Raw genomic sequence first — 19,720 nt, forward strand, 5'->3', positions numbered from 1 at the left:
GCGGAAATCGGGTCGATATCGGATTCGGTGTTGCCGGCGTCAGGCGGCGCGCTGCGCATCGCCTTCGCCGTCGTTGCGGCCCGTCGCGCCGAAGCGCGCGGGGTAGCGCACGCAAAAGCGCAGGGTCGCGTCGTACGGATAAAAATCGGGCAATTCGCCCTGCATCAGCTTGTCCTTGCTCGCCTGCCACAGCGCGGGATCGAAAAAGTCCGCGTGATGCTTCATGAAGACGCTGCGCACGCGCGGGTCGCCGAGCAGGAACGGCCCGTAGGTCTCCGGAAAGATGTCGTGCGGGCCGACGGTATACCACGGTTCGCCGGACAGCTCGTCTTCCTCGTTGCGCGGCGGCGGCACGCGCCGCACGTTGCAGTCGGTCAGGTATTCGATCTCGTCGTAGTCGTAGAACACGACGCGGCCGTGGCGCGTGACGCCGAAGTTCTTGTACAGCATGTCGCCGGGGAAGATGTTGGCCTTCATCAGCTCCTTCACCGCGTTGCCGTATTCCTTCACGCCGTGCTCGACGTCCGCGTCGCTGCCGTTCTGCAGGTACAGGTTGAGCGGCGTCATCCGGCGCTCGATGTACAGGTGCTTGATCACCAGCTTGTCGTCCTCGTATTCGAGCAGCGACGGCACTTCCTTCTCGAGTTCGCGCACGAGCGCGTGATCGAGCCGCGCGAGCGGCAGCGCGACGCTCGAATACTCGAGCGTGTCGGCCATCCGCCCGAGGCGGTCGTGGCGCTTCACCAGCTGGTACTTCTCCATGATCTGCGCGCGTGTCGTTTCCTTCGGCGGCGGGAAGTGATCCTTGATGATCTTGAACACGTACGGGAACGACGGCAGCGTGAACACGAGCATCACGAGGCCCTTGATCCCGGGCGCGATGATGAAGCGGTCGCTCGAATGCGACAGGTGGTGCAGCAGGTCGCGGTAGAACAGGTTCTTGCCCTGCTTCTGCAGCCCGACCGACGTGTAGATCTCGGCCTTCGGCTTGCCCGGCATGATCGTGCAGAGGAACTCGACGTACGCGGACGGCACGCCCATGTCGACGAGGAAGTACGAATGCGAGAAGCTGAAGATGATCTGCAGCAGGTCGCGGCGCAGCAGCACGGTGTCGAGCGCGAGCAGGCCCGGGCGCACGTGGCGGATCGGCACCGCGAACGGCAGCACGCGGTCGGCGTTGATGATGCGGCCGATGATGTACGCGCTCTTGTTGCGGAAGAACAGCGACGACAGCACGTGGATCTGGAAATTCGGCGCTGCGTCGAAGTGGCCGAATTCGTCGTCGATCGCCTGCATCACGCAGCCGATGTCGCGCGTGAGATCCTCGAACGCCGGCTCGAGCTGGAAGTTCGTGACGATGCGCTCGAGCGTGACCGCGAGCCCGTCGGTGCCCGGATAGTACGCGCGGTAGGTCGGTTTCGCGGCCGGCTCGTCGTTCTCCAGGTACTCGGTCGAGATCGCCGGGCGCACGAAGATGAAATCGTTGCTGAAATACGAGCGGTGCAGGATCTTGCAGCACACCGAATTGAAGAAGGTCTCCGCGCACTCGGGCTGGCGGTGCGACGTGAGCAGGCCGATGTAGTGCAGCTTGATCTGCTGCCACACTTCGTCGTCGATGTTCTCCGCGTCGTATTCGTCTTCCAGCACCTCCACGCATTCCTTCACGCGATCGTCGTACGACGTGATCCGCTCGCGTGCGAGCCGCTGCAGCCCGTGCCAGTCGCCGCGCTCGAACAGCGTCTTCGCTTCGACGGCCGCTTCGCGGAAGATCCGGTAATGGCGATCGAAGTATTCGAGCATCGTCTGCGCGACGTCGAAGCCGATCTGCGACGACAGCAGTTTGGGGAAGTGATTCATTGCGTGCAGGCTCGTTCTGGAGGGGCTGTAAGCACTCGCCATTTTAGCGCCCAAGTCGGCGTTTCAATGACTTTCGGGGCGACGCGCGAATGGCCGTCAATCGGCGTGTTGCTCGCCGTTCGGCGCCGTTCGGTGCATCTTCGCGTAAAGATACGGGTACGGAACCGATTCTGACACGAACTTTTTTTGGCGGGCCGGCGCCCGCCGGGCACGCGTTTTTCGCGACGGCGATAGAATCGACGCACCGCCCGCCGCGCCCGCCGCCGGCGCGCATTCGCACCGATAACGACGAGACACCCCACCGATGAACGCCCTGGAACACCAACTCGACTACCCCTTCGCCGATACGCTGCCCGCCGCGGGCGACACGTTCGAGGTTGCGCCCGGCGTGCGCTGGCTGCGCATGCCGCTGCCGTTCTCGCTCGATCACATCAATCTCTGGCTGCTGCGCGACGAGATCGACGGGCAGGCCGGCTGGACTGTCGTCGATTGCGGGATCTCGTCGGACGCGATCCGCACGCACTGGGAACAGATCTTCGACACGCAGCTCGACGGCCTGCCCGTGCTGCGCGTGCTCGTCACGCACTGCCACCCCGATCACTTCGGCCTCGCGAACTGGCTGTGCGAAGGCGGCGACCAAGGCCGCTGGAACGTGCGGCTGTGGATGACGCTCGGCGAATATATGTTCGGCTGCCTGATGGCGGCCGGCAACGGTTCGAACGCGGGCGGCGCGGCCGCCGCCGATCACTTCGCGCGCCACGGCCTGACCGATCCGGCCGCGCTCGACAAGCTGCGCAACCGCCGCAGCTACTACTCGGACCTCGTGCCGGCCGTGCCGCCGCGCTACCGGCGCCTGCGCGAAGGCGACGCGGTGACGATCGGCGCGCGGACATGGCGCGTCGTCACCGGTTTTGGCCATTCGCCTGAACATTGCGCGCTCCACAGCGAAGCGGACGGCGTGCTGATTTCCGGCGACATGGTGCTGCCGCGCATCTCGACGAACGTGTCGGTGTTCGACCTCGAGCCGGAAGCGAACCCGCTCGCGCTGTACCTCGAATCGCTCGGCCGTTACGAGACGATGGCGCCCGACACGCTCGTGCTGCCGTCGCACGGCAAGCCGTTCCGCGGCGTGCGCACGCGCATCGCGCAACTGCGCGAACACCACGATGCGCGCCTGGCCGAAGTGCGTGTCGCGTGCGCGGAGCAGCCGATGAGCGCGGCCGACATCGTGCCGATCATGTTCCGCCGCCGCGAGCTCGACATCCACCAGATGACGTTCGCGCTCGGCGAGGCGCTCGCGCACCTGAACCTGCTGTGGCTCGCGGGCGAACTCGTGCGCGAGCAGGGCGACGACGGCGTGCTGCGGTTCCGCACCGCCGGCTGAGCACGCTGCGTCGCCGTCACGCGACGGGTTCGTAGCGCCACCCGTCGCGCTGCCACTGCATCGTGTGCGTCGGTTCGAGCGCTGCGAGAAACGCGGCGTCGTGCGACGCGACCACGATTGCGCCCGGGAAGGCGGCCAGCGCCGCTTCGATCGCGCGCACCGATTCGAGATCGAGGTGATTGGTCGGCTCGTCGAGCAGCAGCAGTTGCGCCGGCGTGCCGCGCCACAACGCGCACGCGAGCGCGGCCTTCAGCCGTTCGCCGCCGCTCAGTTGCCGCGCCGGCGGCGTCGCACGCGTCGCGTCGAGCTGCAGCAGCGCGAGACGGCTGCGCAGGTCGCCTTCGGCGAGCGGCGTATCGAGCAGGCCCAACTGCTCGACGATCGAGCGCTCGGCGTCGAGCAGCGCGAGCCGCTGGTCGAGATACGCGGTGCTCACGTGCGTTGTGCAGGTGCCCGAACGCGGCGCCAGCTCGCCCGCGAGCATTCTCAGCAACGTCGACTTGCCGCAGCCGTTCGGGCCCGTCAGCGCGATGCGCACGGGGCCGCTCGCCGACCACGTGATCGCGTCGGCGTCGCCCGCGACGCGCCACGGCAGTTGCGCGCGTTCGAGCGTGAACAGCTGGCGGCGCGCGCTGACCTCGGTGCCCGGCAGCGATACCAGCACCGGCGCGTCGGCTTCGACGCGCGCGGCCGCTTCCTGCACGCGCGCGTCGAGGGTCGCCTTGAAGTCGCTCTGATGACGCCGGACGGTCCCCATGATCGCGCGCGCGGCGCCCTTGCGGCTTTGACGCGCCATCGACGACAGGTTGGCCGTCTTCGCGTCGCGCAGCGACGCGGCCGCGTGACGCTGGATCGTGTCGTGTTCCTGTTCCAGCCGGCGCCGTGCGCGCCCGCGCTCGGTGCGCGCATGGTCGAGCGCCGCGTGCGCGGCGTCCTGTTCCGCGTCGCGCTGCGCGCGGTAGCGCGCATAGTTGCCGCCATATGAACGCGCGCCGTGCGGCGTCAGCTCGACGATGCGTTGCACGCCGGCGAGCAGCGCACGGTCGTGGCTGACGATGACGACGCCGCCGCGCCAGCCGTCGAGCGCCGCGCGCAGCCACGCGCGGCCCGGTGCGTCGAGATGGTTGGTCGGTTCGTCGAGCACGAGCAGGCCGGCGCCGGACAGCAGCGCGCCGATCAGCGCGACGCGCGCGAGCTGGCCGCCGCTCAACGCGTGCGCGGGCGTGTCGGCGTGGACGTCGTGCAGGCCAGCCGCGTCGAGCGTCGTGCGCAGCCGCTCCGCGAGATCCCAGCGATTGCCGATCAGCTCGAAGTCGTGCGGCGTTGCGCGCCCGTCCGCGAGACGCGCGAGGGCGCCGAGCGGGGCATCGAGCGCGGTGATCTGCGCGACGGTCCGCGGGATGGCCATTGCGTCGTCGTCGTGCTGCTGCGCGACGTAGACCACCTGCGCATGCCGCTCGATCGTGCCCGCGCTGGGCGCGCGGCGGCCCGCGATCAGTTGCGCGAGCAGGCTCTTGCCGATGCCGTTGCGGCCGACGATGCCGGTCGGCGTGCGATCGATGGACAGGTCGAGCGAATCGAACAGCGTGACGCCGTCGTCGAAGCGGAAGGAAACGTGATGAAGCGCGACGAGCGCGCCGGTGGGCGTGGCTGCAGCCATAAGCACCTCCAAAAATGCGTGAAGACCTTCGCGCGCGGCGTGCGTGGCACGGGCGGCGAAAACATTTCGGGAAGGCTTAGTTGTTCACTTTGGCTGGCGTCCGGTATGAGGAATAGGCGCGCAGTGTAGCAAGCGCGGCGTGCGGGCCGCAAGCGGGCGGCGCGTGCGCCGTCGCTTGCGCGCCACGCACGGTTACTGCACGGCGACCGTCGTGAAGTTCTGTCGTCCGAACGGACTGACGTGATAGCCGCTCACGTTGGTGCGCGTGAGCGCGGCCGCGGTCGGGTAGCCGAGCGGAATCCACAGCGCCTGATCGTGGATGATCTTCTGCGCGCTTTCGTACAGCTTCGCGCGCTTGGCCTGGTCGGCGGTCGCCTTGCCGTCGGCGATCAGCTTGTCGAGCGGCGCATCGCAGAAGCGCGCGAAGTTGATGCCCGACTTCACCGCGTTGCAGCTGAACAGCGGCGACAGGTAGTTGTCCGGATCGCCGTTGTCGCCGGCCCAGCCCATGAACAGCATGTCATGCTGGCCGAGCTTCGCCTGCTTGATCAGCTCGCCCCATTCGATCACCTTGACCTCGGCCTTCACGCCGATCTTCGCGAGGTCGGCCTGCAGCAGTTCGGCGCCGACCTTCGGATTCGGATTCAGCACGCTGCCGGTCGGGCGCGTCCAGATCGTCGTCGAGAAGCCGTTCGGGAAGCCGGCCTGCGCGAGCAGCTGCTTCGCCTTCGCGGGATCGTGCGGGTACGGCGCGATGTCCTTCGCGTAGCTCCACGTGTTCGGCGGATACGGGTTGTTCGCGGCCGTCGCGGTGTTGTCGAACACGACCTTCAGGTAAGTCGCGCGGTCGAACGCGAGGTTCAGCGCCTCGCGTACCTTGTCGTTGTCGAGCGGCTTCTTCTGCGTGTTCAGCGCGACGAACGCGGTCATGAACGCGGGCGTCTGCACGACCTTCAGCGCGCTTTCGCCCTTCGCGGCGAGCACGTCCTGCGGCTTCGGCGACAGCGCGATCTGGCATTCGCCGGCCTTCACCTTCTGCAGGCGCACCGACGGGTCGGGCGTGATCGCATAGATCAGCCGGTCGACCTTCGGCTTCGGGCCCCAGTACGTCGGGTTCGCGTCGTAGCGGATCAGCGCGTCCTTCGTATAGCTCTTCAGCACGAACGGGCCGGTGCCGACCGGCTTCGCGTTCAGGTCGGCCTGCTTGCCGGCCTTCAGCAACTGATCCGCGTATTCGGCCGAGTAGATCGACGCGAAGCCCATCGTCAGGATCGGCACGAAGGTCGCGTTCGGCTCGTTCAGCACGAATTTCACCGTGCTGTCGTCGATCTTCGTGACCGACTTCACGAGCTTCACGAGGCCCATCGACTGCGCGTGCGGGAAGCCGCTCGCGCCGGCGACCTTGTGCCACGGGTTCGCATCGTCGAGCATCCGCGTGAACGTGAACACGACGTCGTCCGCATCGAGCGCGCGGCCCGGCTTGAAATAGTCGGTGGTCTGGAACGCGACGTTCGGGCGCAGGTGGAACGTGTACGTGAGGCCGTCGGCGCTGGCCTCCCATTTGTCCGCGAGCGCGGGCACGACCTTTTTCGCGGCCTCGTCGTAGGACACGAGCGTGTTGAAGATCACGTCGGCCGATGCATTGGTCGTGACGAGCGAGTTGTACTGCACGACGTCGAAGCCGTCCGGGCTCGATTCCGTGCAAACGGTGAGCGGCTTGGCGGCGGCGAGGCCGGGGGCGGCAAGGGCGGCGGCGATGGCGGCCGCGGCGAACAGCTTGACGTGCATAGGATCTCCCACGTGGCTTGTGTTTTTCGCTGGATGATGGAGGCAGGCGCGGCCTGGAAGCGGCAGGGCCGGCGCGGCTGGCGAATAGCATACCGTCAAAGCGCGCGACGCGTGAAAAAAGGCGCCGGAACGCGGCGAATTGGCCGAAAAACGGCTGCGTTCGCGACGGAACGGGTGTTGATGCGGCGAAAGGTGCGGTGGAGGCGGCGGGCGGGGCGGGCGCCGGGGCGGCGGAGCCGGCGGGCGGGGTGCGGCGAAGGTGCCGCGGCAGGTGTCGCAAAACCGGCGCGTCGACGCTCCGGCGCAGCGATACGGCCCGGCGCGTGTCGCGCGGGCCGCGTCGGCGGAGCGTCAGTGCGCGCCGGCCTTCGGCTTGCGCGGCGCCTTTTCGAACAGGCGGTCGTACAGCCAGCGCGGCAGCACGTGCAGCACCTTCGCGACGACGCCCATCTGCCACGGAATCACGCGGAACGCGTGCTGCCGGGCGATCGCCTGCGCCGCCCGTGCGGCGAAGCGGTCGGCGTCCATCAGGAACGGCATCCGGTACGGGTTGTGCGCAGTCATCGGCGTGCGAATGTAGCCGGGCGCGATCGTCACGACGCCGACGCCGGCCGGACGCAGCTCGACGCGCAGCGCTTCGAGATACTTGATCGCGGCCGACTTCGACGCGCTGTACGCGCCGGAGCCGGGCAGCCCGCGCACGCCGGCGACGCTCGCGACGCCGACCAGTGTGCCGTGGCGCGCGGCCGTCATCGGGCCGACGAACGGCTCGAACGTCGCGACCATCCCGTAGTAGTTGATGTCCATCACGTCGCGGAACGCCGCGAGATCGCCCTGGCCCGTGACGGCGCCCTGGCTTATGCCTGCGTTCGCGATCACGACGTCCGGGCAGCCGTGCGTCGCGATGAACGACGCGGCGGCCGTCGCGAGCGCATCGGCGTCGCGCACGTCGGCGGAATAGACGGAGATGGACAGCTTCGGGAAACGCCGCGCGAACGCATCGAGTGCATCGGTGCGCCGCGCGACGAGCGCGAGCGTGGCGCCCTGGCGGGCGTATTCCTCGGCCATCGCGAGGCCGAGGCCGCTCGACGCGCCGGTGATGAAGACCTTCAGCGGAGTAGTCATGCCGGCGCGCGGGCGGGGATCAGAGCTTCTTGTCCTGGACCTGCTTCACGAGGAAGTCGAGCACCTGGGCGGTACCCGGGATGCTGTTCGTGTAAGCGGGGCCCGTCTTGTACTTGCCCTGGACGACGACCGTCGGCACGCCGTCGATCGCGTAGTCCTTCAGCAGCTTGGCCGACTGGTTCACCTCGCCCTGCACGCTGAACGAGTTGTACGCGTCCATGAACTTCTTCTTGTCGACGCCCTGCGTGGCCAGGAAGTCGGCCTGCGCCTGCGGCGTCAGCAGGTAGTTCTTCTGCTTGTGGATCGCGTTGAAGATCGCCGGCGTGACCTTCTCGGAGATGCCGAGCGCGGACACCGCGTAGTACAGCTTCGAGTGCGGGACGAAATCGTCACGGAATGCGACCGGCACGCGCTTGAAGTCGATGTTGTTGCCCTGCTTCTTCACCCAGGCCTCGATCGTCGGCTCGAATTCGTAGCAGTGCGGGCAGCCGTACCAGAAGAACTCGATCACCTCGACCTTGCCGGCCGGCGCGGATACCGGCTGCGGCGACTTCATCACCTCGAAGTCCTTGCCGGCGGCCGGCGCGGCCGGCGAAGCCTGCGCGAGGCCGGCGGCCAGGCCCAGGGACAGAAGGAGCGTGCTAAGCAGTTTTTTCATGTTGTGAACGTCGAATCAGTTGCTCGGGTTACGGAACGTAACGGGTTCTGCGTGGGCTCGGCCGGTTGGCTTACTGCTTCGTGAAGCGGATCACCGCCGTGTCGACACCTGCATCGGACAGGCGCTGACGGGCCGAGTTCATATCCTCGAACTTCGAGAACGGGCCGACGCGCACACGGAAATAGGTCACGCCGCTGACGTCGCGCTTCGACACCTTCGATTCGAAGCCCTGGAAGCCGAGGCGCGCGCGCTGCTGCTCGGCATCGCCTTCCGTCTTGTATGCGCCGACCTGCAGGAAGTAGCCGGTGTTCGCGTCGTTCGCGGTCGGCGGCTTCGCTGCCGCTGCGGCCGTGGCCGACGACGTCGGCTTCGGCGTGTTCGCGGCCTGCTGCTGTTGCTGCTGTTTTTGCGCGGCGGCCTGCTGCGCCTGCTTCTGCGCGGCGAAGCGGGCGAGGTCGTCCTCGCCGCCTTGCTGCTGTTGCTGCGCCTGTTGCGTCTTCTTCGGCGGCGGCGTGGTGTCGGCCGGCTTCGGCGCGACGGCGACGCCGTTGCCCGACGACGGAGTGTTCGACGCGGTGGTGTTGCTCGAGCCGGTCGCGCCGTTCGTGTTACCCGACGGCGGCACTTCGACGATCTGCGGTTCGGGCAGCAGGCCGCCCTGGGTCTGGTTCGCGGCCTGGCCCGGCGCCGTGTTCGGCGGGGCGGGCTGCGCGGCTTGCGGCACCGGCTGGCCAGGCGTCTTGCCCTGCAGCGCGCGGTTCGGATCGAACTGCTGCGGCTGGCTTGCGCCGTTGTCGGCCGGCGGCGGCGCGACCTTCGACACGAACGGCGACGGCGAACGCGTGATATAGAGCGCCACCACCACGGCGATCGCGAGGCCGACGATCAGGCCCAGCACGATTCCAAGAAATGTCCCTCCGGCTTGTTTCGATTGCTTCGAAGTTCGGCGTGGTTGTGCCATTGCTTGAGTCACCTGCAAAAAGAATCGTGAAAAGGCCGAGGCAGGCTCTCCTGCGGCGGGCGCTGCCGCGGCCATTCGCTGCCCGGTTCGGGGCCGCGCTTACATCCTTACATCTTGGCGGGTGCGGACACGCCGAGCACCGCCAGGCCGTTCTCGAGCACCTGCCGGGTCGCGGCGAGCAGCGCGGCGCGCGCATTGCGCGGCGCTGCGTCGTCGACCAGCACGCGCTCCGCATTGTAGAACGAGTGGAATTCGCCAGCGAGATCGCGCAGGTAGAACGCGACTGCGTGCGGCGCCAGCTCGTTCGCCGCGTGCGTGAGCATGTCCGGATACTCGGCCAGCTTCTGCATCAGCGATGTCGCCTGCGCGCTCGTCAGTTGCGACAGGTCGGCGCCCGGCAGTTGCGCGACGTCGACGTTGTAGCGCGACTTCAGTTCGTTGAGCACCGAGCAGATTCGCGCATGCGCGTACTGGACGTAATAGACCGGGTTTTCGTCGTTCTGTTTCAGCGCGAGGTCGATGTCGAACACGAACTCGGTATCGGCCTTGCGCGAGATCAGGAAGAAACGCACCGCGTCGCGGCCGCGCGTGATGGTCGCCTCGTCGATCAGGTCGGGGGCCGCTTCCTGGCCCGCCGCCGCGCCGCCCGACCATTCGATCAGGTCGCGCACCGTCACGTAGCTGCCCGCGCGCTTCGAGATCTTCACTTCCTGGCCGTCGCGCATCACCGTGACCATCTTGTGCAGCACGTAGTCGGGATAGCCTTTCGGGATCCCGATGTGCAGCCCCTGCAGGCCGGCGCGCACGCGCGCGATCGTGCCGTGGTGGTCCGAACCCTGGATGTTGATCACCTTCGTGAAGCCGCGCTCCCACTTCGTCACGTGGTACGCGACGTCCGGCACGAAGTACGTATACGTGCCGTCCGACTTGCGCATCACGCGATCCTTGTCGTCGCCTTCGTCGGTCGTGCGCAGCCACAGCGCGCCGTCCTGCTCGTAGGTCATGCCGGCCTTGACCAGCGCGTCGACCGTCTTCTCGACGCGACCTTCGCTGTACAGCGACGATTCGAGGTAGTACTGGTCGAATTTCACGCCGAACGCCTGCAGGTCCATGTCCTGCTCGCGACGCAGGTAGGTGACCGCGAACTTGCGGATCGCGTCGAGATCCTCGACGTCGCCCGTGCCCTTGACCGGCTCGCCGTCCGAGGCGGCGACCGTTTCGCCGTTCAGGTAGTCGCGCGCGATGTCGGCGATGTACTCGCCGTTGTACGCGGCTTCCGGCCAGCCCGCGTCGCCCGGCTTCAGGCCGCGCGCGCGCGCCTGCGTCGAGATCGCCAGGTTGCCGATCTGCACGCCCGCGTCGTTGTAGTAGAACTCGCGGTGCACCGCGTAGCCCTGGCTCGCGATCACGTTCGCGAGCACGTCGCCGAGCGCGGCCTGGCGGCCGTGGCCGACGTGCAGCGGGCCGGTCGGGTTGGCCGACACGAATTCGAGCAGCACCTGCTTGCCCTTCTCGCGATCCGACGTGCCGAACGCGCGGCCCTGGTCGAACACGGCGGCGATCACGGCCTGCTTCGCGGCGGCCGACAGGCGCAGGTTGATGAAGCCGGGGCCGGCGATCTCGGCGGCTTCGACGAGGCCTTGCGCGGCCGGCTGCGCGGTGAGGGCGGCGACGATCTGCTCGGCGAGCTGGCGCGGGTTCGTGCCGAGCGGCTTCGCGAGCTGCATCGCGACGTTGCACGCGACGTCGCCGTGCGCGGCGACCTTCGGGCGCTCCAGCGTGATGGCCGGGGCGACGAATGCTGCGTCGGCGCCTTTCAGCGCGTGTGCGACCTGCTTGACGCTATCCGCGAGCAGGGCTTCGAGGGTCTGTTTGTGTGCTGGCAGCATGCTGGTAGAAGGCTTCGTTGGTGGCGGCCGGAAACGCCGGCCCGCCGGCACGCTTTTTAAGCGCGCGTTTCAGGGATCGCAGAATTTTAACAGGTGCTAATATGCCGCTCAGGCGGCCCGCGTCCGCGAGGCCGGACGCCGGTCTGCCGGCGTTCCCCAACCGCGCCGCGCAGGCACAACAAGATGAAAAGGGAATTGTCATGATTACGTTCAAGAGCAAGGCGGCACAGGATCTCGACGTGCTGAAGGATTTCGCCGTGTATGTGCTGGGTCTCGTCGGCAAGCAGCTGGGCGAGCGCGGTGTGATTACGCACGACGAACTGGACCACGCGATCGCCAAGCTGGAAGGCGCGGTCGCGCAGGCGAAGCAGGAACGCGCCGAGCACGCCGGCCATTTCCATGAGGACGAAGCCGACCACGCGCACCACGAAGTGCCGCCGAGCCTGGCCCAGCGCGTCGCGCCGTTCCTGACGATGCTGCGCGAAGCGAAGGCCGGCCAGGCCGACGTCCACTGGGGCTTCTGAGCTTCCCTTGCTTGGCGGATCGAAAGGTTCGCCAGACAGGAAAAAGCCCGCTTTCGAGCGGGCTTTTTCTTTTGTCTGATGAAAGTTGCGCTCAGCGGAAGGCGGGCGCGAAATCGGGGCGGCAGCGTGGCACTTGCCTTGACCGAAAGATGAAATTCCTTATAATTCAACGCAAGACTATGTGAAAGCGGGTGCGAAAACATAGCGCCGCCCGGACAACCGGGTCCCACCTGGAGTGGGTATTTCGTCGAAAGACGGAAAGAGAATCCTGCATGCGACGGCTGCCGAAAGGCGGCCGTTGGTTTTTCTACGCCCGGATCTTGCGGCCTTCCAGGCTCGCGCGCAGCAACGTGCGCAACGCGACTTTCCGGGCTTCCCGCTGGCGCCGGTTCAGGCCGCCGTCCAGCATGTAGGCCGACTGTACGCGCAGGATGAGCCGGCGTTTCCTGATCCGGTCCTTCGACACCTCGAAGAACACGGCATACACGCGTTGCGTGCCGTCCGATGCGACCGCCTCCACCGTGACGAAATTGGGTTGCCGTTCATCCGCGACGACGATCCGGCGCGTCGCCAGCCCCACGATCACGCCGCGCAACAGCTCCCGTGACGCGCGATACCGGTCCGCGCAAAGCACGCGTGTCTCGCGGCCGTCGTCGTAGATCTCGCCGTCCGGAATGGTGTCGCGGCTGCGTCCGTCCCATTTGAAGCTGCGTGTGAAGCAGTGACACGAGAACAGGACAAGAACCGTCACATCGAAGCCGGTTTCCAGATCGCAGGTGAAGGTCAATGGACGCAGATGGTCCAGATCCCAGCGCTCGCCGCGGTAAATCGTCGGCGGGAACGGGCTTGCGCTGTCCGCTGGCGTTTCGGTGATCCGGATCTCGAAGGTCGACATGGCGGGAATGATTTAGAGAGAAGGGCGCGTCATGTCGCCCACGCGCGTTGGCCCGAAAGCTCGGCGTTACAGCGGCTTCGATCTTGATTATTGAGATTAGGTATCCTGATGAATTGAGCTGTTGTGCGACGCGCCCCTGGATCGGGGCGCGTGGCGATGGAAGCGGCAGGTCGACGCGGTTACAGTTGCGGCGCGAGCGCGCGACGTGCGTCGTCGAGCGACAGCGCCATGCGCCGCGCATAGTCCTCGAGCTGATCCTGCCCGATTTTGCCGACCGAGAAGTAGCGGCTGTCCGGATGCGCGAGGTAGAAGCCCGACACGCTCGCCGCCGGCAGCATCGCCAGCGAGTCGGTCACGCTCATGCCGATCTCGTCCGCGTGCAGCACGTCGAACATGTCGCGCTTCACGAGGTGGTCCGGGCAGGCCGGGTAGCCGGGCGCCGGGCGGATGCCCGCGTACTTCTCGGCGATCAGCGCGTCGTTGTCGAGCGTCTCGCCGCTCGCATAGCCCCACAGCTCGCGCCGCACGCGCGCGTGCATCGCTTCGGCGAACGCTTCGGCGAAACGGTCGGCGAGCGCCTTCAGCATGATCGCGCTGTAGTCGTCGTGGTCGGCTTCGAACTGCTTTTCCTTCGCGTCGACGCCGAGGCCGGCCGTCACCGCGAACATCCCGATGTAGTCGGCCACACCCGATTCCTTCGGCGCGATGAAATCGGCGAGCGAGCGGTTCGGCCGCATCACGCCGTCGACCACCGGGCGCACGCTCTGCTGGCGCAGGTTGCGCCACGTGAGCAGCACCTCGGAGCGCGACTCGTCGCTGTAGATCTCGATGTCGTCGTCATTGACGGTGTTCGCCGGCAGCAGCGCGATCACGCCGTTCGCGGTCAGCCAGCGGCCCTGGATCAGGCGCGCGAGCATCGACTTGGCGTCGGAGAACACGCGCCGCGCCGATTCGCCGACGATCTCGTCGTTCAGGATCGCCGGGTACGGGCCCGCGAGATCCCAGGTCTGGAAGAACGGGCCCCAGTCGATGTAGTTCGCGAGCTCGTTCAGGTCGTAATTCCTGAACACGCGGCGGCCGATGAACTTCGGCTTGACCGGCTGGTAGCCGGCCCAGTCGATCTTGGTCTTGTTCGCGCGCGCGTCGGCGAGCGTGACCATCGGCTGCTGCTTGCGGTTCGCGTGCTGGTCGCGGATGCGTTCGTAGTCGGACTTCAGCTCGTCGAGATACTTCGCCGCGCCTTCGTCGGACAGCAGGTTCGACGCGACCGACACCGAGCGCGACGCATCCGGCACGTAGACGACCGGGCCTTCGTAGTGCGGCGCGATCTTCACCGCCGTGTGCACGCGCGACGTCGTGGCGCCGCCGATCAGCAGCGGAATCTTCTTCACGCGGAAGTAGTCGTCGCGCTGCATTTCGGACGCGACGTACGCCATTTCCTCGAGGCTCGGCGTGATGAGGCCCGACAGCCCGATGATGTCCGCGCCTTCGACCTTCGCCTTCGCGAGGATCTCGTTGCACGGGACCATCACGCCCATGTTGACCACTTCGAAGTTGTTGCACTGGAGCACGACCGACACGATGTTCTTGCCGATGTCGTGCACGTCGCCCTTCACGGTCGCGATGACGATCTTGCCCTTCGCGCGCACGTCGCCGCCCGCTTCCGCGAGCAGCCGCTTCTCTTCCTCGATGAACGGGATCAGGTGCGCGACCGCCTGCTTCATCACGCGCGCCGACTTCACGACCTGCGGCAGGAACATCTTGCCCTGGCCGAACAGGTCGCCGACGATGTTCATCCCGTCCATCAGCGGGCCTTCGATCACGTTGATCGGACGGCCGCCGGCCGCGGCGATCTTCGCGCGCACTTCTTCGGTATCCTCGACGATGAAGGTCGTGATGCCGTGCACCAGCGCGTGCGAGAGCCGCTTCTCGACCGGTTGGTTGCGCCACTCGAGGTTCTCTTCCTTCTTCGCGCCGCCCACCTTGAACTTGTCGGCGATCTCGAGCAGGCGATCGGTCGAATCCGCGCGGCGGTTCAGGATCACGTCCTCGACGCGCTCGCGCAGCTCCGCGTCGAGATCGGCGTACACGCCGAGCTGGCCCGCGTTCACGATGCCCATGTCCATCCCGGCCTGGATCGCGTGATACAGGAACACGGTGTGGATCGCCTCGCGCACTGGGTCGTTGCCGCGGAACGAGAACGACACGTTCGACACGCCGCCGCTCACCTTCGCATGCGGCAGGTTCTGCTTGATCCAGCGGGTCGCCTCGATGAAGTCGACCGCGTAGTTGTTGTGCTCCTCGATGCCCGTCGCGACCGCGAAGATGTTCGGGTCGAAGATGATGTCTTCCGGCGGGAAGCCGACTTCGTTCACGAGGAAGTCGTACGAGCGCTTGCAGATCTCGGTCTTGCGCGCGTAGGTATCGGCCTGGCCGGTCTCGTCGAACGCCATCACGACCGCGGCCGCGCCGTAGCGGCGGATCAGGTTCGCGTGGTGGCGGAACGCGTCCTCGCCTTCCTTCAGCGAGATCGAGTTCACGATCGCCTTGCCCTGCACGCACTTGAGGCCGGCTTCGATCACGTCCCACTTCGACGAGTCGATCATGATCGGCACGCGCGCGATGTCCGGCTCCGACGCGATCAGGTTCAGGAAGCGCACCATCGCCGCCTTCGAATCGAGCATCGCCTCGTCCATGTTGACGTCGATCACCTGCGCGCCGTTCTCGACCTGCTGGCGCGCGACGGCGAGCGCCTCGTCGAACTGGCCGTTGAGGATCATCCGTGCGAACGCCTTCGAGCCGGTGACGTTGGTGCGTTCACCGACGTTGATGAAGAGCGTCCCGGGCGTGACGTTGAACGGCTCGAGGCCGGCAAGGCGCATCATGTGATCGGTCATGGCGGTGCGAATTCTTTTGAGGAAGGACGTGGGGCGGTCGGGTCAGGCGTTGTCGCTGTACTGGTTCGGCCAGCGGCGCGGCTTCACGCCGGCGAGCGCCTTCGCGATCTCGGCGATGTGCTCGGGCGTCGTGCCGCAGCAGCCGCCCGCGAGGTTCACGAGCCCGGCCTGCGCGAACTCCTTCAGCAGGCCCGACGTGACATCGGGGGTTTCGTCGAAACCGGTGTCGCTCATCGGGTTCGGCAGGCCCGCGTTCGGGTAGCACGACACGTAGGTGTCGCACAGCTTCGCGAGCTCGGCGATGTACGGGCGCATCAGCGCCGCGCCGAGCGCGCAGTTCAGGCCGAACGTGAGCGGCTTCGCGTGGCGCAGCGAATTCCAGAACGCCTCGACGGTCTGGCCCGACAGGATCCGGCCCGACGCATCGGTGACGGTGCCCGAGATCATGATCGGCAGGCGCTCGCCGGTGTCCTCGAACAGCTCGTCGAGCGCGAACAGCGCGGCCTTGGCGTTCAGCGTGTCGAAGATCGTCTCGACGAGGAACAGGTCGACGCCGCCGTCGAGCAGCGCCTTCGCCTGCTGGTAGTACGCCGTGCGCAGCTCGTCGAACGTGACGTTGCGGGCGCCCGGATCGTTGACGTCCGGCGAGATGCTGGCCGTCTTCGGCGTCGGTCCGATCGCGCCGGCGACGAAGCGCGGCTTGTCCGGCGTCGCGTATTTGGCGGCCGATTCGCGCGCGAGCTTCGCCGATGCGACGTTCATCTCGACGACGAGATCTTCCATCCCGTAGTCGGCCTGCGCGACGGTCGTCGCGCCGAACGTGTTGGTTTCGACGATGTCGGCGCCGGCCGCGAAGTACTGATCGTGGATCTCGCGGATGATCTGCGGCTGCGTGAGCGACAGCAGCTCGTTGTTGCCCTTGATGTCGCGCGGGAAATCCTTGAAGCGCTCGCCGCGATACGCGGCTTCGTCGAGCTTGTAGCGCTGGATCATCGTGCCCATCGCGCCGTCGAGGATCAGGATGCGCGATTTCAGCAGCGCGGGCAGGGCGGCGCCGCGCGTGTAGCGCGCGTCGAGCGGGGCGGAAGCGGCGAGGGGAGTCGCAGACATGGGCGGAAGACCGGCGAAGACGGAAAACCGTCATTGTAGCCGGTGCGTCAAGCGGTCGCCGACCCTCGCCGCGCCGGCCGGACGGCCCGTCAAATGAAAGCCCCCGCAGGCGAACCGGACGGGGGCAGGATCGGAGTGCACGCGGCGCCGCGTCGATGCGCGGCGAATGGCCCGGCCGCGTGACGCGCCGGGCCGCGAGTCGTCAGTGCAGCACGACGGGCATCATCATCAGGCTGTCGAATTGTCCGAGGAATTCGTCGACTTCGTCGAGCGACGGTTCATCCTCGATCAGCTGCTTCACGTGCGCGCGGAATCGTTCGGCAAGTTCGCCGTCGATGAAGATTTCGCGCTGCGCGTTCTTGTCGACGATTTCGTATCCGCCGGCATTCATCAGGTGATGGCCGGCCTGCGGCGCAAATTCGACGACGCAGTAGTTGGGGCTGTTGTAGATCATTTGCATGGCGGCACTCCTCTTCGCAGTGGCATCTGGCCTTGTTGTCCCCTAGGTGGGGCGAGCCTTGCCGGTTTCAAGGGGCTTGCGCTGCACACCCCGTTCTCCCGTTTGCGTGGGGTGTATCGGTTAGAAGCCGATGTCTATCAAACGTTTCTTATTGTGAGCCGGTGCACTGAAATAGTTGTTAAAGAGTGTCATCGGCCATTTTCCGGAAATCTGTAATCGGTCGAAATTGCCGATTCGTGCGCGTTCATGTGCGCGCGTTCACTGTGTGACAGTCGATGACGCCGGTGGTTGCACGGCGGCGGGCGGCGTGGAGGGCGCGGGTTCCGCGGGCGGCACGGCCGATGCATCCAGTGCCGGAGCGCCGGCGGGCGCGTTCGTTGCGCCGCTGGGCGCGGCGTCGGCAGGCACGTTCGGTGCGGCGAGCCGGCCGTGCCACAGCAGTTCGATCTGCGCCCCGTTCGGCTCGCTCTGCACGAGCCGCGCGGGCAGCCAGCCGAGCGACGGCGCGAGCCACATGTCGATGCGGCGCGTGTCGCCGTCGCGGCGCGGCAGGCGCATGAAGTGCCGCGCCGCGACGATGCCGGCCTGCGTCTGCACCTGTTCGTCGCCGATCACGGTGATCGGCCAGGTCTCGCCGCTGTTGTTGTCGATCACGAAGAACTGCTGCGTGACGCCCGGCTTGTAGGCGGCGGGATTGCCGCGCACGAGCCCCGACAACTGCATCAGCATGCTGAAGCGGTCCTGCACGCCGTCCGGCAGCGGCGCGTTGTTCGGCGTGCGCGTGAATACGACCTGCCGGATCTCGCGGTTGAAGATCGCGATGTCTTCCGGCCGCTTGCCGCGCTTCTCGACGTAACGATCGGGTGCGACGCCGAAGGCGTCGATGCGGCCTTCGCTGCGATAGGTGAACGGGCCGACGAACGGCACCGGCATCGACACCGACAAGTCGTAGGTATGCCCGTCGGTGCGCCAGTGGATCGTGCCGATCATGTTCTGCATGCCGTTGTAGAACGTGTCGTACTGCAGGTCGCCGGACGGCGGCGCCGCGAACTTCACGCCGCTCGTCGCGGGGCCCGGTGTCGCGGCGCTGGCGCCCGCGGCCGATGCGGCGTGCGCACCCGAAGCCCCCGGTGTGCCGCTCGCCGCGGACGCGGCGGCAGCCGGCGGTTCGCCGTGCTCGGCGGTCTGCGTCGACGTGAGGACCGGCTCGTGCGACGGCGCGGGTTTCGGCGGGGCCACCTTCGGTGCGGCGGCCTTGGGCGCCGCCGATTCGGCCGGACGTTCGACCGGTTTCGGCGCCGGCGGGGCCGGCTGACGCTCGATCGGTTGCGGTTTCAGCAGCTCGATCTGCACCGGGATCTCCGTGGCCGGCGGCGGCGTGAACGATTCGCGGTTGCGCATCAGCCAGAACCCGGCGAGCGCATGCAGCACCAGCACGGCGACGAGCGCGACGCCCACGCGCAGCCAGCGGCGGGGCAGGGCGTGACGCGGGCGAAGATCGGCAGGCTGCATGGGCATCGGAACAGGGTCGGGGCGCTGGCGTGACGTCGGGCGCGCGGCGCGCGGCGCGCGCCACAGGAATCGGACCGTCGGATGGGCCGCGCGTTCGCGATGCGTGACGTGGCGTGAACCGGATGCGTCAGGCGTCGCGTGCGTCGGGACTATAGCCGAGTTCGTAAGACAGTTTCTGCGCGCAGGCGCGCAGCGCGGTGTCGATCTCGCCGCCCCATGCGATGTCGAACGAGCCTTCCTGGCCGAGCGCGACGATCGCGAGCGCGAGTTCGCCGACCGCGTCGAACACCGGCATGCAGAACGCATGGATCGTCGGCAGCAGCATCCCTTCGACGCGCGCGGCCTGGTGCTGGCGCACGTCGGCGAGCACCGTCTCGACTTCGTCGAGCGTCCGCGGGCCGCCGTGGTGCGGCGAGCGGCGCGTATCGGCGAGTTCGCGCTCCAGCATCGCGGCGGTCTTGCTGCGCGGCAGGTATGCGGCGAACAGCAGGCCCGTCGCGGAGCCGAGCAGCGGCATCACGTCGCCGAGCTTCAGCGACGCCTTCGCCGGATGGCTCGATTCCATCCAGTGCACGATCGTCGGCCCCTGGTTGCCCCACACCGCGATGCCGACCGTCTGGTCGAGGCGGTCGCGGAATTCGGTGAGCGCGATCCGCGCGAGCTTCACGCCGTCGACGCGCGCGAGCCGCGCGAGCCCCATTTGCAGCGCGAAGCCGCCAAGCTCGTAGCGGCCCGAGACCGGGTCCTGCGACACGACGCCGAGCCGCGAGAAGCTGACCAGATAGCGATGCGCCTTCGCCGGGCTCATGCCCGCGCGCTGCGCGAGATCGCGCAGCATCATCGCGCGCGGCTCGCTCGTCAGCACGTCGAGCAGGCGGAAGCCGACCTCGATCGACTGGATGCCGGAACGGACCTTCTCGCCGGGTTCGCCGGAGGCGGCGTCGTCGGTATCGGAGTCGGCGAGATCGTCGTCGGGAAGCAGGCTGGCGGGCATGGGCAG

The 19,720-nt window shown here is 67.2% G+C and carries 15 protein-coding genes; 2 read left to right on the forward strand and 13 right to left on the reverse strand.

What is annotated here, in order from left to right; genetic code table 11:
- Window positions 1-39: 39 nt before the first annotated feature.
- Complete coding sequence (gene aceK, locus DFS13_RS16260) at window positions 40-1,857, reverse strand: bifunctional isocitrate dehydrogenase kinase/phosphatase (protein WP_006495436.1); 1,818 nt, start codon at window positions 1,855-1,857, stop codon at window positions 40-42.
- A gap of 304 nt (window positions 1,858-2,161) precedes the next feature.
- On the opposite strand from aceK, the gene DFS13_RS16270 reads away from it, so the two are divergent.
- Window positions 2,162-3,241, forward strand: a complete 1,080-nt coding sequence (locus DFS13_RS16270) for an MBL fold metallo-hydrolase (protein WP_006483650.1) — start codon at window positions 2,162-2,164, stop codon at window positions 3,239-3,241.
- A 16-nt stretch (window positions 3,242-3,257) separates the two neighbouring features.
- Here DFS13_RS16270 and DFS13_RS16275 read toward each other — a convergent pair whose 3' ends face one another.
- From DFS13_RS16275 to argS, 6 genes are all read right to left on the reverse strand, one after another.
- Entirely contained in the window at window positions 3,258-4,901 is a 1,644-nt protein-coding gene (locus tag DFS13_RS16275; RefSeq protein ID WP_111441875.1) for an ABC-F family ATP-binding cassette domain-containing protein, read from the reverse strand.
- 192 nt (window positions 4,902-5,093) lie between these two features.
- Entirely contained in the window at window positions 5,094-6,689 is a 1,596-nt protein-coding gene (locus DFS13_RS16280) for an ABC transporter substrate-binding protein (protein WP_111441876.1), read from the reverse strand.
- Window positions 6,690-7,040: 351 nt separating this feature from the next.
- A complete protein-coding gene (locus DFS13_RS16285) occupies window positions 7,041-7,814 on the reverse strand; it encodes an SDR family oxidoreductase (RefSeq protein WP_006489097.1) in 774 nt (257 codons plus the stop codon).
- A 19-nt stretch (window positions 7,815-7,833) separates the two neighbouring features.
- Window positions 7,834-8,472 carry a thiol:disulfide interchange protein DsbA/DsbL gene (locus tag DFS13_RS16290; RefSeq protein ID WP_034201310.1) on the reverse strand — a complete coding sequence of 213 codons (639 nt, stop codon included), beginning with the start codon at window positions 8,470-8,472 and terminating at the stop codon, window positions 7,834-7,836.
- A 70-nt stretch (window positions 8,473-8,542) separates the two neighbouring features.
- The gene (locus DFS13_RS16295) at window positions 8,543-9,433 is read right to left on the reverse strand and encodes an SPOR domain-containing protein (protein WP_034201311.1); all 891 of its coding nucleotides are present in this window, start codon (window positions 9,431-9,433) and stop codon (window positions 8,543-8,545) included.
- A 107-nt stretch (window positions 9,434-9,540) separates the two neighbouring features.
- Window positions 9,541-11,322 carry an arginine--tRNA ligase gene (gene argS, locus DFS13_RS16300; protein ID WP_006495432.1) on the reverse strand — a complete coding sequence of 594 codons (1,782 nt, stop codon included), beginning with the start codon at window positions 11,320-11,322 and terminating at the stop codon, window positions 9,541-9,543.
- A 200-nt stretch (window positions 11,323-11,522) separates the two neighbouring features.
- Between argS and DFS13_RS16305 the strand changes: the two genes are divergently transcribed.
- Window positions 11,523-11,846: a DUF1840 domain-containing protein gene (locus tag DFS13_RS16305; RefSeq protein ID WP_006489103.1), complete on the forward strand. Its 324-nt coding sequence runs from the start codon at window positions 11,523-11,525 to the stop codon at window positions 11,844-11,846.
- Between the two features lie 307 nt (window positions 11,847-12,153).
- Here DFS13_RS16305 and DFS13_RS16310 read toward each other — a convergent pair whose 3' ends face one another.
- The 6 genes from DFS13_RS16310 to DFS13_RS16340 all read right to left on the reverse strand — a co-directional run bounded on the left by DFS13_RS16310 (window position 12,154) and on the right by DFS13_RS16340 (window position 19,714).
- Window positions 12,154-12,741 carry a hypothetical protein gene (locus tag DFS13_RS16310; protein ID WP_006495431.1) on the reverse strand — a complete coding sequence of 196 codons (588 nt, stop codon included), beginning with the start codon at window positions 12,739-12,741 and terminating at the stop codon, window positions 12,154-12,156.
- 179 nt (window positions 12,742-12,920) lie between these two features.
- On the reverse strand, window positions 12,921-15,638 hold the full coding sequence (gene metH, locus DFS13_RS16315; protein WP_006495430.1) for a methionine synthase: 2,718 nt from the start codon (window positions 15,636-15,638) through the stop codon (window positions 12,921-12,923).
- Window positions 15,639-15,680: 42 nt separating this feature from the next.
- Entirely contained in the window at window positions 15,681-16,748 is a 1,068-nt protein-coding gene (locus DFS13_RS16320) for a homocysteine S-methyltransferase family protein (RefSeq protein ID WP_059721698.1), read from the reverse strand.
- A gap of 202 nt (window positions 16,749-16,950) precedes the next feature.
- The gene (locus DFS13_RS16325; protein WP_006477667.1) at window positions 16,951-17,208 is read right to left on the reverse strand and encodes a DUF3567 domain-containing protein; all 258 of its coding nucleotides are present in this window, start codon (window positions 17,206-17,208) and stop codon (window positions 16,951-16,953) included.
- Between the two features lie 258 nt (window positions 17,209-17,466).
- The gene (locus tag DFS13_RS16335) at window positions 17,467-18,726 is read right to left on the reverse strand and encodes a DUF3108 domain-containing protein (protein WP_034201314.1); all 1,260 of its coding nucleotides are present in this window, start codon (window positions 18,724-18,726) and stop codon (window positions 17,467-17,469) included.
- Window positions 18,727-18,847: 121 nt separating this feature from the next.
- Entirely contained in the window at window positions 18,848-19,714 is an 867-nt protein-coding gene (locus tag DFS13_RS16340; protein WP_006490900.1) for an IclR family transcriptional regulator, read from the reverse strand.
- Window positions 19,715-19,720 lie beyond the last annotated feature (6 nt).

This window comes from Burkholderia sp. 28_3 (assembly GCF_003253915.1).
Taxonomy (GTDB): domain Bacteria; phylum Pseudomonadota; class Gammaproteobacteria; order Burkholderiales; family Burkholderiaceae; genus Burkholderia; species Burkholderia cenocepacia.

What these genes read in the sequence shown, in the direction of transcription:
- DFS13_RS16275 (WP_111441875.1), bottom strand. Translation starts at nt 4,901, where the DNA reads ATGGCTGCAGCCACGCCCACCGGCGCGCTCGTCGCGCTTCATCACGTT.
- DFS13_RS16305 (WP_006489103.1), top strand. Translation starts at nt 11,523, where the DNA reads ATGATTACGTTCAAGAGCAAGGCGGCACAGGATCTCGACGTGCTGAAG.
- DFS13_RS16325 (WP_006477667.1), bottom strand. Translation starts at nt 17,208, where the DNA reads ATGCAAATGATCTACAACAGCCCCAACTACTGCGTCGTCGAATTTGCG.
- DFS13_RS16280 (WP_111441876.1), bottom strand. Translation starts at nt 6,689, where the DNA reads ATGCACGTCAAGCTGTTCGCCGCGGCCGCCATCGCCGCCGCCCTTGCC.
- DFS13_RS16295 (WP_034201311.1), bottom strand. Translation starts at nt 9,433, where the DNA reads ATGGCACAACCACGCCGAACTTCGAAGCAATCGAAACAAGCCGGAGGG.
- DFS13_RS16340 (WP_006490900.1), bottom strand. Translation starts at nt 19,714, where the DNA reads ATGCCCGCCAGCCTGCTTCCCGACGACGATCTCGCCGACTCCGATACC.
- DFS13_RS16290 (WP_034201310.1), bottom strand. Translation starts at nt 8,472, where the DNA reads ATGAAAAAACTGCTTAGCACGCTCCTTCTGTCCCTGGGCCTGGCCGCC.
- DFS13_RS16320 (WP_059721698.1), bottom strand. Translation starts at nt 16,748, where the DNA reads ATGTCTGCGACTCCCCTCGCCGCTTCCGCCCCGCTCGACGCGCGCTAC.
- DFS13_RS16270 (WP_006483650.1), top strand. Translation starts at nt 2,162, where the DNA reads ATGAACGCCCTGGAACACCAACTCGACTACCCCTTCGCCGATACGCTG.
- DFS13_RS16285 (WP_006489097.1), bottom strand. Translation starts at nt 7,814, where the DNA reads ATGACTACTCCGCTGAAGGTCTTCATCACCGGCGCGTCGAGCGGCCTC.
- metH (WP_006495430.1), bottom strand. Translation starts at nt 15,638, where the DNA reads ATGACCGATCACATGATGCGCCTTGCCGGCCTCGAGCCGTTCAACGTC.
- DFS13_RS16310 (WP_006495431.1), bottom strand. Translation starts at nt 12,741, where the DNA reads ATGTCGACCTTCGAGATCCGGATCACCGAAACGCCAGCGGACAGCGCA.
- DFS13_RS16335 (WP_034201314.1), bottom strand. Translation starts at nt 18,726, where the DNA reads ATGCCCATGCAGCCTGCCGATCTTCGCCCGCGTCACGCCCTGCCCCGC.
- aceK (WP_006495436.1), bottom strand. Translation starts at nt 1,857, where the DNA reads ATGAATCACTTCCCCAAACTGCTGTCGTCGCAGATCGGCTTCGACGTC.
- argS (WP_006495432.1), bottom strand. Translation starts at nt 11,322, where the DNA reads ATGCTGCCAGCACACAAACAGACCCTCGAAGCCCTGCTCGCGGATAGC.